Origin of the sequence: Streptomyces sp. NBC_01363 (assembly GCF_026340595.1) — a bacterium.
Classification (GTDB): domain Bacteria; phylum Actinomycetota; class Actinomycetes; order Streptomycetales; family Streptomycetaceae; genus Streptomyces.
Genome location: NZ_JAPEPF010000001.1, coordinates 2,315,291 through 2,329,059 on the forward strand (window position 1 = coordinate 2,315,291; position 13,769 = coordinate 2,329,059).

The window sequence follows — 13,769 nt, forward strand, 5'->3', positions numbered from 1 at the left end:
CCATAGTGGAGAGATGAGCCTGACCACCGGCGGAGATCCGCCCGGCCCCGTGCGGTTCTACCTCGCGTGCGACCGCAGACGCTGCCAGGCGCGGGCCGTGTTCGACCTGGTCATCGCGGAACCGCCGCCGGACATCGAGACCGACCTGTTCGGTCATCTGCTGCACAGCGCGACCGTCGCCTCCCCGTACATCGAGGAGCTCGGGTGGGTATTCATCCAGCAGGAGGGCTACTGGTGCCCCAACTGCGCCTCCCCGGGCAGGCGTCCGCGTTCGAGGGACGTCACGTCCTCCTGATCCGGAACGGTTCGGCGGGGGCCGAAGCATCCCGGATCTAGCGTCGGCCCATGACGAACACCGAGCACGCACACGGCACTTCCGGCAACGCCCCCGATGCCCACAACGCCCCCGGCGCTTCCGGCAGCACCCCCGGCGCTACCCACAACGCCCCTGGCGCTTCCAGCAATGCCCCCGACATCCCCGACGAGGCCCCGGCGACCGACGGCCGCGACCCCGCGGAGCTCCTGACGGCCATGGTCGACCACGTCCTGGCCCTCGCCGCGACCTGGACCACCTGGGACGGCCGCCCCGTCCCCGCCGGTGACCGGCTCTACACCCCGCACAAGGCGATCCGCCGCGTCGCCGACCACATGGTCGACCATCTCGCCGAGATGGAGGCGCGGCTCGTGGGCGAGAAGACGCAGCCCGACCACTGGCACGCTTCGGCGACCACCACCGCGGCCGACCTCGCCCCGTTCACCGCGGCCGACCTCGACGAGGCACGCAGCCGGCTCACCCGCCTGGCCAGGATCTGGGCGAACCGCCTGGACGCCCTGACACCCGACGAGCTCGACCGGTCGGCCGGAACGGGCTGGACCTTCCGCCAACTCGCCTTCCACCTGGCCGAGTCGGCCTACTACGCGGACTCCGTGGGGGAGCTGGAGGCGGACGGGGCGTCCGCCTCCCGGCCCGACCGAACCCCGAAACCATGACACCCGTCCCCGAGGCAACCACCCCGGCTGCCGCCTTCGCCGCCCTGCACCGCGCGGCCGACGCGCCGTTCCTGACCCCCAACGCCTGGGACCACGCCTCGGCGTCCACCCTCGCCGCGCAGGGCTTTCCGGCCATCGGCACGACCAGCCTCTACGCACCCTCCGGCCTCACCGCCCCCCCCAACTCGGCGACCTCGGAGAGTCTGCCGTTGGCTATCGACGGACCCACAGCCGAGCCGCAGGGATGCCCACACCAATCGCACTGCCGATGCCGATACCAACGCCTATACCGAGCCCGACGTTGTCTACGATGAACAGTCCGACCAGCAACCCGATTACGATGCCTGACAGCATGCCTACGATCAACCCTGCAGGGACGGACGGGGCTTTGAGTTCCTCATTGTTCGTCACTCGATCATTGTGCAGGAAAGCTACGCGTAGCGCTGGCGAACTGCTTGTGTTTGCGGCAGTGGGACGCGAGACGGCCGTCCGGACCGCTCAGGTCCCCGGATGGCTGGAGCCTGCGCGCCGGCGACGCCGGGCCGTCTAAGGGCTGTCCAGCGTACTTTTCAACCGGGCGGCCTTGATCCCGAGGAGGGCCTCCTCGCGAGGCAGAATTCCCAATCGGTTGCACATCATATGGGCTTGATGAAAAACCAAGTGGCCTGCACTGTAAGGTATTTGCCTCTCCGAGGCGCGAACGAGATATTCTGACAGGGAGTTCGTCCAGCCCTGGGTATGGGCCTTCACGGTCGGGTCAGAGGCCAGGAGTTCAGCTTTCTGAATGATCCCCCAGGGGTCCTGATCTGCAGACCTGCGGAGCTGAGTGCGAAGCCCTTCACCTTCCCTCCCTGCGTCATGAGTCCACCAGGCCAGGTGCCGCTCCCAGAACTGTGGAACATCAATGCCTTTTCCGAGTGCTTCAATTGATGCTGCAGACGCATTGAGTAGGAGCACAGCCAGCGCCGCCCGGTCCGGGTGCCGTGGAAGTCGACTGGCCCACAGGGCCAGTTCGCTGGAGCACTGAAACAGGCCCTCGGCGAGTTCCGTGCCGGCCGGCCCCCCGTATTTGGTGTCCTCGGGTTCATAGACCGTCACATCGGCTCCCGCATAACGGCCGCTGAAGGGGCGCAGGTCCAACGGGACCAGTGATCCACGGCTCGGAACCGGCCGGCGCGTCAACTGCTTGAGCTCCGACTCGAGGTGGGGCATCCGGCGATGCAGTTGGTCGAGCACGCTTCGTGGCCCATGGATCCGGATCCGTATATGGGGGCCCTTCCAGTCGGTGTACTGGATGAAGAACCAGCGATCGGCGCCGCGCGCGACCGCCAATTCAGCGAGCGGGGGCAGAAAGGTGGAAATGGCCAGATCCAGATGGTCGATCCCGCCGGGATAGAGACGCGCGTACCACCAGTCCGCTTCAGGCAGGGAATTGCTCATCGGTTGTCTCCCGCGTGCGCGTATCCCATTTCGGCACAAGGAGGGTTGCCCGAAGGGCGTTCCCAGCGCATCAACGAAACGTGTTCGGCGGCGTGATGGCGCCCCAGGTTGTCACGGACCCAAAAGGAGGACCGGTGCGGATGCGCCTCGGACAGACGGATGGCTGTTGCTTGATTCGCTTTGCCGATTTGATTGAGGGCGGCCCATATTGCATGGGGGCTGCGGAAAGACAGCCAGAATGGCTTTCCGCTGGATGGTGTCATTTTTGTAAGGAGTGACGGGGACTCGACAGAGACGAACACCTCGTCCGGGATTCCCTGGCTGCTGCGCCACTCGTGCATGCGCCGAAAATACGCTGCAGGGGCTTCGCCGACACCGGGGCGGGGCAGGACGGCCGGATCGAAGCGCCAAGTGCGCCGCCCGAGCACGAGACGACGGTGCGTTCTGCGGGGAATCAGCTCTATTTCCTTGTCGGCAGGTGGTGGAGACACGTCAATCGGGCTGCGTGTGCAGCACATCCGGGAGCCATTGACCCACGGGTCGGCGAGACAGAGCAGCAACCGTGCGACCCCTGGGACGAGATGCTGGGGCACAACGCCCAGATACACCGGGGCAATTGTTCTGCCCTCTCGCCCTACAAATTCCAGGGTGTCAGTGGTCGGGTTGTGTTTTATCCCGAAGGGCACATCGGAATTTGGCGACTCGTCCGGCCTGCAGGGCTCACTTGGCCAGCGGAGTCGAGGCAGTATCCCGTCGGCCGCGTCATGCATTCCGTTGACGTCGCCGGCCAAGGTGACCTGGTGCGGGTCGGCCTGCGGAAACAATTCTGTCGCCCAGTCCTGCAATTGTTGCGTGAGGCCTTCGCGGGGGGTTTTGGAGGAATTCAGCTGCTTACGGAACCGGGCAATCAGCCCTCCCACCCCCGAGTTGTACTGATTGACGATGGTCTGGTGCCGACCGAGCTGGATATCCTCGGGTGACTGGGCCGCGACCTGGTAAAGGGTGCCCGCCGTGGGGGGTGCGCTGCTGGCGGACACGGGTAGCCACGCCCGATCCGTGGGGCGACCTGAATCCCGGTGGTCCAGCTGGAGCGCCTGGAAAAGCTTGCCTTCGAAGCCAGGAGCAGCCGCAATTGCCCACAGGAATTCGTAAGCGTCCGCGCAGTACGCCCCGCGGCCGTACAGTGCAACGAACTCGTCCTGAACCCAGTCGTACACATGCGAACGAAAGATATAGGGTCGGATCAATTCGCCCAGCTCGACCAGGTCTTCCTGAATCCGCTGAGCCGGTAGGCTCAGCGGGATATCCGAGACGGCGTCCTCGTAAACCGCGAAGCGCACCGACGGTTGCGGATCGCCCTCCGGTGCCGACCCGATACCCGAGATGAGGCGACCGACGGTCCGAACCCGCTCGCTTCCCGGAAGCAGATGAAGTCCCGCTGCTCCGCTCTGCAATTGCCTGAGTAGTTCTGCGGTGCGTTGAGCAGCCGGGTGACGGACTGGTTCCACGGTCCGGGCAAGTGCCAGGAGAGGGTCCCGTTCGCCCGTGGTCCACGGGAGCACGAGACAGAGCCAGCCTGTGTCGAGTAGGCGCAGGAACCCTCCGAATGGGTCTTGGCCGCCAATCCGGACGAGAGCCTCGGCAATGGTCATCCGGGGCCACGAGGCGAGCTCTTCCCAAAGCCTGCTGTAGAGGGATGCGTCGACCAGTGTGTCCGTGCGCCAGGCGGCGTCGCCCGAGCCACCGTAGGAGGGCATCAACAGATGTGGGCGGCCGGAAACGTAACGGGCCGACCGGTTGGGTTCGACCTGGAATGCCGCCGCGAACCGCTCGTCGCGCGCCAGGGTGTCCACCCAGCTGCGGACATGCTGCTGGTCGGCATAGCTGTGACCGGCCCCATCGGCATGCTGCCCGTCGAGGGCCAGAGCCGTCAGGCGGCTGAAGGGACTTGTCTTGAGCGCCGCTCTGGAGACATACCCAATTACCGAGCGAGCTGCCTTGCTGTTCGGTTCGAGACTCTTGGATGTCAGATGACTCAGCAGATGAGGGTTCGCATGGGAGAGACCCTGCTCGAAGCGTTGATCGGCGAGTACGGCCCGGAGTCGTTCCGTCGCCCGTGCGGTCTCTGCTTCGTACTGTTCGTCGGTGTGCATGCGAAGCGCGGTCAGCTCTCGCATGCCGTCGAGCCATTGCGCCACCATGCGACCAGTGGTGACGTCGACGCTCTCCGACAGCGACTGGACGACGTCCGCCGACAGCTTGGCGGGCCGGTGGTTGTGCACGGCCCGGCGTAGTTCCAGGGCTGCACGCCGGATGGCGGGTGCTTCCTCAAGCGTGGGGATCGCTTCATGCAGCGCGTCGGACAACGACCCGGCGCGTTCCTTGAGCAGCTGTTCCAGTGCGGTCTCACGCTCCAGCTGTTGCGAGGTGAGCGAGAGATCGAGGTCCAGTGCTTCGACCGGGAGTTGATTGATCCGGTGCACTGTGCAACTGGAGACGACGGGAACAAGGGCGCCCGCCGCCGGATCAACCGGTGAGTGGTCCTCCAGGGGCACGGACACGGTCGGTTGCGTGGTCATCAGCGTATGAATCCTTCGATGAGATGCCACCACCACATCAGGACATACCCGACCATGAGGAGACCGTAGATTCCGCACACGATGCCGAAGACGCAGTACCCGACGCGCTTGGGCCTGCTGCTTGCCAAGAGGTGACTGGGCAACGGGGCCTTGGTGACCAGATGCACCAGATAGGCAAAGGACCGGCCACGGATGTTCACGGCACCCATGGCGGACTCCAGCGCGTGATATCCGTCCGACGGCAGGAGCGGATTGAGGTTCACGATCATCAGCAACAACTGGAGCTGGAGCAGCGCTCCCGCGATGTCGTGCACCGCTCCGCTGCTGTCGAGCAGGACCACACCGGTGATACCTGCCCAGATGGCATCGCTCATGGGACCGGCCAGCGCGATGAGCGCGCGGGGTGCGCGGCCGCGCACCCGGTAGGCGTCCGTACGGTCCACGTACGCCACTGGCATCACGTACAACATCAGAGTGATACCGGCTTCTCTGACAGGGACGCGCAGGGTCTGGCACACCAGTGCGTGCGACAGCTCATGGACAGCGATCTGGAGCATGAGCAGCAGCGCTGCGAGCCACGACCACGACGAGTAGGATGGCATGCCCTCTTCGGCCAGGGCGTAGCCGGCAGCAGCCAAGCCGCCGAGGGTCAGAACTGTCCACGCGGCGACGACAATCGAGACACGCGACTTCTGAACCAGGCGGGCGAGGGGCTCCAGCAGGACGTGCACAGAACTCGTCAGTGCCTTGCGTGGCATCTTCTGTTGCAGCGAATACTTCAGGACCCGCTCTCGGCGAGTCTGCTCCTGCGGTTCGAGCGTCAGGACTCCAGCCTGTCTGACCTCGGTCAGGAAACGTACGACTGCTGCCTCGATGAGGCCGGGGTCTCCGGACGACGACGAGGTCACACGGCGTACCACGTCCCGTGCTGTGGCACCCTCGGTGAGGAGCTTGAGAACGACAGTGCCTGCCTGGGAGACAGCCACGTATTTGCCGGTTTCGGCGTCGAAGAGCAGTGGTCTTCCGTCGAGGCCCACCGTCTGCTCGATGGTGGGCCTCAAGGCCAGGGGCTCGGTGTCCAGCCATGCGGTGTCCGTCGTGTTCACGTCCGCGGATTTCGAGTCGCTGTCGTCTTGCGCGGCTTCCTGGGGCGGGGTAGCCGCGGCGGTGAATCGCATGGGTGGACTCCTGAGGGGGATAATGCTGAGGGCCCTGCCCGGCCGGCACACTGAGACTGTGCCGGCCGGGCAGGGGGTCAGCGTGGGATCTCGATCAGCCGGCCGAGGAGGCACTGCTGGCGGTACCGACGCAGGCAGCCGGGCAGCTGGCCGAGGCGGCGGTGCCGAAGGACGCGGCGGTGCCGAGCAGGGCGCTGTCGGCGAGCGGCTCCACAGTCATGTCTTCAACGGACAGATCGATGACCATGACGTCCTGGGCGTTGTTGTCTGCGTACATGCTGGTGCTCCTGTTTTCTCGGTGTTTTTTATGGATGGACGGCCGGCATGTTGCCTGCCGTGGCCCGGTCAGCCCGACGAAGAGGCGCTGCCGCCGGTCGAGGCGGTGGACGCGGGGCAGGTGGCACTGCCGAACGTGCCGATCGAGCCCCAGGTGCCCAGCAGCGCCGCGTCGTCGAGGACTTCAGCGGTCAGGTCGCCGGCGATGTCCTCGGCGAACAGGTCGATGATTGCGGTGTCGTTCACTGTGATGCTCCTTGCCTGTGCGGCGAGTTGGGGAAGGTGGTCAGCCCTGGGAGCTGGCGGTGGCGGCGGTACCGATGGTGGAGCCGCCGAGGCAGCCGAACGTGCCCGCCGTCGAGATGGACGCCAGAGCCGAGTCGGTCGGCAGGGCGTCGATCGTCAGGGAGGCGTCCTCGGCGAACAGGTCGATGAGCATGTCGGTCTCGTTGGGCATTACGCCGCTCCTTGTGTGGTGTCTTGAGTGATCGGCGGTCGACACGAGAGGAAGCCGCCGCTTGACCGCACCCTTTTCGGGCACGGAGTCTTGGGGGTGGCGCTGTCGCCGTCAGAGTTCGTCGGCAGCTGGCGGGTAGCCGCAGGAGAAAGCCAGCAGCTGTGCGCTGCGGTAGCCGTCCGCCGGCACCAGCGGCTTGAGCGCCGACGCCAGGAAACCGGCGAAGATACTGCCGACCAGCCCGCGGTCCAGGGCCGTGAGCCATGCTGTCTGGGAGGCGGCCCCGGCCCTGGTGAGCAGCAGCCGGTGGCCGTGTTCACCGTGGCGGTCCAGGGAAGCTGCCATCGGGCCGCAAGTCATCACGATCGCAGGCGCGTCGGCGAACTCCAGCTGAAGGACCAGGTCTCCCGCCGCTTCACCGGCCGGGAGATCGGCGAGCCGGATGAACTCACCGCCCGCCGGCGAGTAGAGGTGGATGCCTGTGGACAGTCCGGCTACGTTGCGGGCCGCCACCAGGAACTCCAGTTCGACGCCGGCGTCGTGGTCGGGCCAGGCAAGGCGGTCGAACGCCGCAGCACGCTCGACCACGGCCGCGATCACTTCTACGGGGACGGGCTGCGAGGCGTAGGTACGCACCGACGACCGGCGGCGCAGTACCGCTTCCAGCGATTGTTCACTCGGTGGCGCGGCGACAGCGGCAGTCTTGTCGTGGTGCGTCGCACCGGCTGCCTGGAGCGTCCCGCGAAGTTCGGGAGCCGGTGCAGCGGGCGCTGTGCGCAAGGATTCGGCGCCCAGCCGGCTGCGCACCTGTAACTGCCGCATCACTTCCTGGGAGTCGAGAAGCGCGGGCAGCGGAGAGATCGTCTGCATGAATCAGGCCTCGTCTGTGGTGAAGGGACGGAGCTCCAGCACGCCTGTGATGGGCTCGGCATCAAGGTCGAGATCGAAGGCGGCGGCGAGCGCCGAGTCGTCCCAACGGTCCATCGGGCGAGCCGAGATACCGAGGGCACGTGCCGCATGGACCAGCTGCGCGATGGCCACACCGGCGTCGAGATGAACGATTCGCCAGGCGAAGGTGGAGTACTTTGATGCCACGCGGGCCAGGGCGCCGGTGAAGACGATCGTTGCTGAGCTCCCAGCGCCGGGCAGTCGGGCAAGGTCCATGGCAGCAGGCAACTGGGCCAGGCGGTGGCCGGTCGCGTCGTAACCCCACATGCCGGACGGGACACCTGTCACGTCCCGGACGACCGCGTGAAGAGTCACCGAACCCAGATTTCCTCCGGTGGGTGACCATCGGGGGACGCTCCGGGCCGAACCCGCCTCGTCCTTGCGTCCGGCGGAGACCAGCAGAAGCGACGCCAAATGGGAGAGGTCGAGTTGGTCGACCACTGGCGGCGTCGCCGGTTCCAGCGGCGCTTGCGGCAGTACCCCTTCCGTCGGAAGGGCGAGTGTGTACGCGCTCGGCCAGCGCTTGCTCTCATGCTGCAGCGCGACGTTGCCCGGCTTGTAATGCACTTGATGGTCGCGAGGGTTCAACAGTTTCCGAGGGGGGAAACCGACCGAGGTCTCGAACATCAGGGCGAGTGGGACGCCTGCCGTGGTGAGTGCCGACCTGTTGTCCGCCTGCTCCGGGACCGGAGCCATGACGTACAGGTCCTGCTGCCACGCGTCCAGGTCGGTTCGGACGAGGCCGCGAAGGACCACGGTGGAGCCCACACGCCCTACGATCGACGTCACTTGATTGGTGATCATGGCAATGGCCATGGTGCGTGCAGCCGCTTCGTTCCGCGTGGAGTCCTGTTGCTTCGCAGCGGTGGCCGCGGCGCGCTGGCGTTCCACATCGTCGTAGGAGACGGTGAACGCGGGGTCGATGTACGGACCGAGATCCAGCGTGGAGCCGCGGAGATGGGCCGGCAGCATCGGAATCCCACGGGCCGCGCACCACCGGCCCACCGCACGCAGATCCGTTTCCACACCGTCGCCGACCGCGACCACGAAATCCGGTTCGCCCTCGGGGGTGTCCGACCCCTGGGAGACCTGAGTGAACCCGGCAGCGATCAGGCTCTGCCGGAGCAATGCTCCGGTCTCGCCGTCGCCGATCACGGTCACCCGCGTGCTTCTCAGCCGCTGGAGCACTTCGGACGCGTTGCGGTTGACCCTCGTGGAGTCGAGATTGCGCGACAGGAAGACGGCTGCGGGGGTGTCCCCTGCAGGGTCTCCTGCGCTTGCACCTTCTTCCAGAAGCCCGCAGGTGTAGAGGAGGGCGAGAGCTTGTTCGACATGCTGTACGGGGACATCGGCCAGCCCAGCCACCTCCGCCGCGTCTCTCGTGCCGTCGAGCAGAGGAAGGAGGTTCGGGATCAGCTCACGCGTGGCGGCGCCGCGAAGTACCTGCCGTGTGGGCCCGCCTTCGACCAGGATTCCGTCCGTGAAGGGCACCACGACCAGGCCACGGCACAGGGCGGGGCGGACGGGGGCATTGAACTGAGGATCCTGTGCGACAGCGCGTCGCATGTCCTCCGCGGATACGAGTTTGTTGTCGGCCATGGCGCGCTACCTCACTGATGAGCGGATATCGACGGTGCAGCCATGGGGCCACCGTGGGCGGATACAGCGGACTCACCATGGGACGTCAGGAGGGGGGCCAGGTCCCGGGCCAGCTCTCCCCAGGTCGCCGTGGCAGGGTCCCTCGGCGAAGTGCGACAGCGGTCGCATCCGTGCACACCGACCACACGAGCGCCCATCACGTGCTGTTCGAGGACATGCCAGTGGCGTACGTTTCCGGCGAGCTGGGCGGACTCTCCCGCCTCGAGGCGCCGCAGCACATCAAGGGCCATACCGGCAGCCATGTCCACGTGATGGGGCAGGAAACCGCCGGTTCCCGAGGTGGGGAAGGCGTCGTAATGGGCATGCAGGGTGGCGGTGTGCGCACCGTCTCGCTCGTGCTGACCGCGCCTTCGCCGGAAGCAGCGGTAACAGGCGCCTTCGCCGGGTACGACCACAGGACCTATGCGCAGCCGGGGGTGCTCGGCGACTACAGGGAACCAGATGGTGCCCCAGTCGGCCGACCGGGCATCCAGGATCTCCGCCAGCCTGGGGGCCTCCCGCCATGAGGTCAGGATTCTGACTTGTGCCGGCGGCCAGAGGGAGGAGTGTTCCAAAGCGCTGTTCCCGTCCGAGGTCACCGCGATGTCGTGGTGCTCCGGACGCAACCGCTCTGCCACGGCCGACCCGAAGTCACCCACTGCGAGTACGTGCACCTTCGTCATGGAATTGCCTTCCTGGAGCATGAGGTATCTGTCGGCGTATCAGGCGAAGGGCTGTGGCAGCGGATTGATCTCCGCCTCGCTCCGCACCGGATACCCCATACGAGTCGGCGCTTCGTACAAACGGGGATGCGCCAGGAAGCGGGCCCGGTGAGTGAAGGACAGCGGCATCAGCTCCGGGACTACGACACGGACGACCCTGAAGCCCACGTCGCGGGCTTCGTCCGTCGTGCACTCCACAGCGACGACATTGCAGCCGGCCTGCTTGAGCCGGTTCACCAGCAGAGTCAGGTCTTGTCCGCTGTCACCGCTGGTCAAGGTGGGCATCGCGCCGAACGGGCGGCGGGCGTCGTTTTCAAGGAGGAAGTCATAGTCCCCGCGTCGCTCCGGCCGCCCCATGTAGGAGGCGCCGTGGAAAACGTGCAGGAAGTCGTCCACGGAGTCCGGCATCTCGCGCCGGACTTGCATGGCGATACGGGACGACGCGGATTCGCGGATGATTTTGGCGATCGAATCGGCCGGATCCAGGCTGGTGTTGCACATCACCATCTGCCCCAGCACTTCGTTGTGCGGAGTGAGGTCCACCGAGTACACCGTGGGGATTCCGAGATCGGTGGTCGCGTCGAAGAAGACCGTTTCCACCAGACTGTTACGGGACTTCTTCAGGAACGGTGCCAAGTTCTCCGGCACGGCATCGAACTCGATCCGCGGGAGTGCCAGGCGCTGGTACCAGGTCAGTGCGATCGCGTCCCGCTCCACCACCTCGCACACCGCATTGACCAGCGCTTGGGCGAGGTCGGTGTGTGTGGCGCATCCGGTGGAGATGGGGTTCGCGTAGCGTTCGCCCCTGGACTGAGGCGGGATGTGCATCCACACCCCCACCGCGGGCACCCACTGCGGCTTTTCCAGGGTGAGGGACCACCCACGGACCCAGCGCATCGGCGACGTGGTGTCGATGTCGAAGGTGAGTGCCCTGGGGTGGGACAGCTCCTTTTCGGAGCAGCGGGGCAGCGTCGTCAGGTCGATGGCGTCTTCACCGAGTTCCTCCGCGGTCGCCCAGATAACGCTTGCGGGCTGTATCACCGAGGTGGCGTAGCGCTCCAGAGCCTCGGCGACGCTCAGCCGGGCCGCTCGCTCCGGATCGGCGGCGCCACCGGCTCCGTCCATCTCGCCTCGGGCGCTGCGTCCTCGGGTGGACTCGGCGACGTTGTCGGCGACATGGCCGATCTCGCCGAGGGATGCGGAGTAGATCGGGAACCGGGGGTCGCCCGGGTGGTTGGGCAGCCTGTGGGTTCTTTCCACGACTCCGTAGGGGCCCACCAGAACGTCCAGGTCGGTGAGACGACCGAGCCCGGCCTGCAGTGCAGCTGTATTCATCGTCCTTCTCCCTGGTCCCAACGGAACAGGCGGGCGGCGAGCCCGCCGAAGATGATCGCGCCGGCCAGGAGGATCAGCCAGTCGACAGTGAGGCTGTGGGCGGATGCGGCCGCGTTGAGGTCATGGTTGAGCGCGTCCACCAGGTAGGTCGTGGGCAGCGCGTTCGAGACGGTCTCCGCCACCGAAGGCAGCATGTCCATGGGAAGAAACAGCCCACTGGAGAAGAGGATGAGGGGCATCAGCAGGCCCAGCAGACCGTTCACCACTTCGGCGTTGCGCATGCGAGACGCGATCAGGTAGCCGAAGGCGAAGAGCATGACCGCGCCGAGCAGTCCCGTCCCCATCAGTCGCAGTGTGCCGGCGAGCGGAAGGAAGCCCATCCAGACCGCGACGACTCCGAGTATCACCAGTTGCGCGGCGACCAGCGCAAGCCGGACGGGCGCCTGGGCGAGTACGAAGGTCATCCGGCTCAGCGGAGTGGTACCGAGCAACCGCAGTGTGCCGCGTGCCCTCAGGGCGATCAGCGGAGTCGCGGTGCCGAAGAAGGCGATGGACATCAAGGCCATGAGCAGCCCCGTCGGCAGCGCTGCCTTGAGCGGGTCGAAGGGGGCTCCGCCGTCCGGCGTGGTGAAGCTCGTGCGCGCCTCACTGATACCGCTGTCCGAGAGAGCAGATCGTAGATTTTTCAGCGCACCGAACTTGCCCGGGTCGATGACGACGGTGGCTGATGTCGATGTGACGCTCACGATTGCGTCGTAGCCTGCCAGGTCACCGGTTCGGGGCGGCTCTGCCTTCTTCCACTTCTCCACGTGGAAGCCATCGACCTTTTTCAAATTGTCGATGGGTGCTGTCTGTTCTGATGCGGATATCACCGCCATGCGGTAAGAGCTGCCCGCAGTCAGAGTGCCCAGACCGAGAAACATCGCGAGAAAGAGAAGGGGAAAAACCAGGGTGAAGAACGCTGTCTTGCCATCCCGGAAGAGCTCCCGGGAGTTCGTCTTGACCATCTGGCGAAATGCGGGGGTCATCGCGCTCATCAGTGTCCCGCCTTCCCCTTCTCAGGATTGCTTTCGTGTGCCGGTCCGTCGGCGGCAAGGTTGCGGAAGACCGCGTCGAGCCCGCCCTTGCTGACACCGAGATCGGTGGCGAGCAGGTTCTGGTCGGCAGCGATACGCCTCAAGGTCTGATCGCCGATCGTCGTACGCACCTGGACGGCGATCCGGCCCCCGGAGTCGGCAGCGCTCTCCACTGCTGTGACGCCAGGGAAGGCGCTGATCTCGCTCAGGTCCGCGTCCGCTGACGTAGTGAAGGTCACGGTGCTGCTGTCCGCGAGTTCCGAGACCAGGCGGGCCGGTGTGTCACAGGCGGCCATACGCCCACTGACGAGGACCGCCACCCGGTCGCACAGCTCCGTGGCCTCGTTCATGTCGTGCGTGGTGAGAAGCACCGTGCCACCCGTGTCGCGCTGCTTCCGTATGACGTCCCACAGGTGTTCCTTGGCCTGGGGATCGAGTCCGGCGGCCGGTTCGTCCAGGACGAGTACGCGCGGGCGACCGACGACGGTGACCGCGAGAAGCAGCCGCCGCGCCTGTCCGCCGGACAGCGCCTTCACGCGCTGATGCCCCTCGTCCAGAAGTCCGACACGTTCCAGCACTTCGTCGACTTCGTCGTGATCCTCGTAGAACGAGGCCCATAACTCGACGGTCTCACGCACTGTCAACTGCGGGAAGAGTGTGGCTTCCTGGGGCTGAACGGAGACCATCCGGCGCCATGCCGAATCTCTGGATGACGGGTCGGATCCCAGGACCTCGATGGATCCGGAGGTCGGTCTGCGTAGCCCCGTCAGGCATTCCAGGAGTGTCGTCTTACCCGCCCCGTTGGGCCCGAGTAGCCCGAAGACTTCCCCCTGCAGGATTCTGAAGCTGACTCCGTCCAATACGGTACGAGAGTCGTACTGCTTGAAGAGATCACGAACGGTCGCGACAGCGCTGCCGTGTCCTTCCCGTTCCATTCCTTCTCCCGTATTCTGCGCAGAATGCTTCATGCTCGATCCCGCCGTGCGGTTGTTCTTCGCTGGATGGACTAAGGGCCAGAGGGCGATGACGGTGGCCTGCCGCGAGGCAGGGTCGCTCGCTCAGGAGCTGAAAGGTGCTGGCCACGTAAAGGGGTGGTGGAGGGTGCCCTGGGGTGTACGCCGGAGGCCGTT

General features: G+C 65.9%; 15 protein-coding genes and 1 pseudogene. 3 read left to right on the forward strand and 13 right to left on the reverse strand.

Features of this window, described 5'->3' with window-relative positions; genetic code table 11:
- The first annotated feature begins 13 nt into the window (after window positions 1–13).
- The 3 genes and pseudogenes from OG611_RS10835 to OG611_RS10845 all read left to right on the forward strand — a co-directional run.
- Window positions 14–295, forward strand: a complete 282-nt coding sequence (locus OG611_RS10835; RefSeq protein WP_266418108.1) for a hypothetical protein — start codon at window positions 14–16, stop codon at window positions 293–295.
- A 50-nt stretch (window positions 296–345) separates the two neighbouring features.
- A complete protein-coding gene (locus OG611_RS10840) occupies window positions 346–990 on the forward strand; it encodes a hypothetical protein (RefSeq protein WP_323180150.1) in 645 nt (214 codons plus the stop codon).
- Window positions 987–1,142 (forward strand): annotated as a pseudogene (locus OG611_RS10845) (isocitrate lyase/phosphoenolpyruvate mutase family protein); the annotation flags it as partial. The gene OG611_RS10840 and the pseudogene OG611_RS10845, both read left to right, overlap by 4 nt.
- Window positions 1,143–1,203: 61 nt before the next feature.
- Here the strand turns inward: OG611_RS10845 and OG611_RS10850 are convergent.
- The 13 genes from OG611_RS10850 to ccmA all read right to left on the reverse strand — a co-directional run bounded on the left by OG611_RS10850 (window position 1,204) and on the right by ccmA (window position 13,607).
- On the reverse strand, window positions 1,204–1,401 hold the full coding sequence (locus OG611_RS10850; protein WP_266426306.1) for a hypothetical protein: 198 nt from the start codon (window positions 1,399–1,401) through the stop codon (window positions 1,204–1,206).
- Between the two features lie 135 nt (window positions 1,402–1,536).
- Complete coding sequence (locus tag OG611_RS10855; protein WP_266418110.1) at window positions 1,537–2,430, reverse strand: lantibiotic dehydratase C-terminal domain-containing protein; 894 nt, start codon at window positions 2,428–2,430, stop codon at window positions 1,537–1,539.
- Complete coding sequence (locus OG611_RS10860) at window positions 2,427–5,009, reverse strand: hypothetical protein (RefSeq protein WP_266418112.1); 2,583 nt, start codon at window positions 5,007–5,009, stop codon at window positions 2,427–2,429. Before OG611_RS10860 ends, OG611_RS10855 begins: the two co-directional genes overlap by 4 nt.
- Window positions 5,009–6,187, reverse strand: coding sequence for a PqqD family peptide modification chaperone (locus tag OG611_RS10865; protein WP_266418114.1), 1,179 nt, complete (start codon window positions 6,185–6,187; stop codon window positions 5,009–5,011). The genes OG611_RS10860 and OG611_RS10865 overlap by 1 nt, the downstream gene beginning before the upstream one ends.
- Window positions 6,188–6,281: 94 nt before the next feature.
- Window positions 6,282–6,464, reverse strand: coding sequence for a thiocillin family RiPP (locus tag OG611_RS10870; protein ID WP_266418116.1), 183 nt, complete (start codon window positions 6,462–6,464; stop codon window positions 6,282–6,284).
- 68 nt (window positions 6,465–6,532) lie between these two features.
- Window positions 6,533–6,709 (reverse strand): thiocillin family RiPP, encoded by a 177-nt coding sequence (locus tag OG611_RS10875; RefSeq protein WP_266418118.1) that lies wholly within the window; start codon window positions 6,707–6,709, stop codon window positions 6,533–6,535.
- Between the two features lie 40 nt (window positions 6,710–6,749).
- Window positions 6,750–6,920 carry a thiocillin family RiPP gene (locus tag OG611_RS10880; RefSeq protein ID WP_266418120.1) on the reverse strand — a complete coding sequence of 57 codons (171 nt, stop codon included), beginning with the start codon at window positions 6,918–6,920 and terminating at the stop codon, window positions 6,750–6,752.
- 111 nt (window positions 6,921–7,031) lie between these two features.
- Window positions 7,032–7,790: a nitroreductase family protein gene (locus tag OG611_RS10885; protein ID WP_266418122.1), complete on the reverse strand. Its 759-nt coding sequence runs from the start codon at window positions 7,788–7,790 to the stop codon at window positions 7,032–7,034.
- Between the two features lie 3 nt (window positions 7,791–7,793).
- Window positions 7,794–9,467, reverse strand: a complete 1,674-nt coding sequence (locus OG611_RS10890; protein ID WP_266418124.1) for a nitroreductase family protein — start codon at window positions 9,465–9,467, stop codon at window positions 7,794–7,796.
- A gap of 11 nt (window positions 9,468–9,478) precedes the next feature.
- Window positions 9,479–10,210 carry a TOMM precursor leader peptide-binding protein gene (locus OG611_RS40885; RefSeq protein ID WP_353962563.1) on the reverse strand — a complete coding sequence of 244 codons (732 nt, stop codon included), beginning with the start codon at window positions 10,208–10,210 and terminating at the stop codon, window positions 9,479–9,481.
- 18 nt (window positions 10,211–10,228) lie between these two features.
- Window positions 10,229–11,563, reverse strand: a complete 1,335-nt coding sequence (locus tag OG611_RS10900; RefSeq protein WP_266418127.1) for a YcaO-like family protein — start codon at window positions 11,561–11,563, stop codon at window positions 10,229–10,231.
- Window positions 11,560–12,600, reverse strand: a complete 1,041-nt coding sequence (locus OG611_RS10905) for an ABC transporter permease (RefSeq protein ID WP_266418129.1) — start codon at window positions 12,598–12,600, stop codon at window positions 11,560–11,562. Before OG611_RS10905 ends, OG611_RS10900 begins: the two co-directional genes overlap by 4 nt.
- Window positions 12,600–13,607 carry a heme ABC exporter ATP-binding protein CcmA gene (gene ccmA, locus OG611_RS10910; RefSeq protein ID WP_323180151.1) on the reverse strand — a complete coding sequence of 336 codons (1,008 nt, stop codon included), beginning with the start codon at window positions 13,605–13,607 and terminating at the stop codon, window positions 12,600–12,602. The genes OG611_RS10905 and ccmA overlap by 1 nt, the downstream gene beginning before the upstream one ends.
- Window positions 13,608–13,769 lie beyond the last annotated feature (162 nt).

Bases quoted from the DNA above. Each gene is read 5' to 3' on its own strand.
- OG611_RS10835 (WP_266418108.1), top strand. From the start codon at position 14: ATGAGCCTGACCACCGGCGGAGATCCGCCCGGCCCCGTGCGGTTCTAC.
- OG611_RS10840 (WP_323180150.1), top strand. From the start codon at position 346: ATGACGAACACCGAGCACGCACACGGCACTTCCGGCAACGCCCCCGAT.
- OG611_RS10855 (WP_266418110.1), bottom strand. From the start codon at position 2,430: ATGAGCAATTCCCTGCCTGAAGCGGACTGGTGGTACGCGCGTCTCTAT.
- OG611_RS10860 (WP_266418112.1), bottom strand. From the start codon at position 5,009: ATGACCACGCAACCGACCGTGTCCGTGCCCCTGGAGGACCACTCACCG.
- OG611_RS10865 (WP_266418114.1), bottom strand. From the start codon at position 6,187: ATGCGATTCACCGCCGCGGCTACCCCGCCCCAGGAAGCCGCGCAAGAC.
- OG611_RS10870 (WP_266418116.1), bottom strand. From the start codon at position 6,464: ATGTACGCAGACAACAACGCCCAGGACGTCATGGTCATCGATCTGTCC.
- OG611_RS10880 (WP_266418120.1), bottom strand. From the start codon at position 6,920: ATGCCCAACGAGACCGACATGCTCATCGACCTGTTCGCCGAGGACGCC.
- OG611_RS10885 (WP_266418122.1), bottom strand. From the start codon at position 7,790: ATGCAGACGATCTCTCCGCTGCCCGCGCTTCTCGACTCCCAGGAAGTG.
- OG611_RS10890 (WP_266418124.1), bottom strand. From the start codon at position 9,467: ATGGCCGACAACAAACTCGTATCCGCGGAGGACATGCGACGCGCTGTC.
- OG611_RS40885 (WP_353962563.1), bottom strand. From the start codon at position 10,210: ATGCTCCAGGAAGGCAATTCCATGACGAAGGTGCACGTACTCGCAGTG.
- OG611_RS10900 (WP_266418127.1), bottom strand. From the start codon at position 11,563: ATGAATACAGCTGCACTGCAGGCCGGGCTCGGTCGTCTCACCGACCTG.
- OG611_RS10905 (WP_266418129.1), bottom strand. From the start codon at position 12,600: ATGAGCGCGATGACCCCCGCATTTCGCCAGATGGTCAAGACGAACTCC.
- ccmA (WP_323180151.1), bottom strand. From the start codon at position 13,607: ATGAAGCATTCTGCGCAGAATACGGGAGAAGGAATGGAACGGGAAGGA.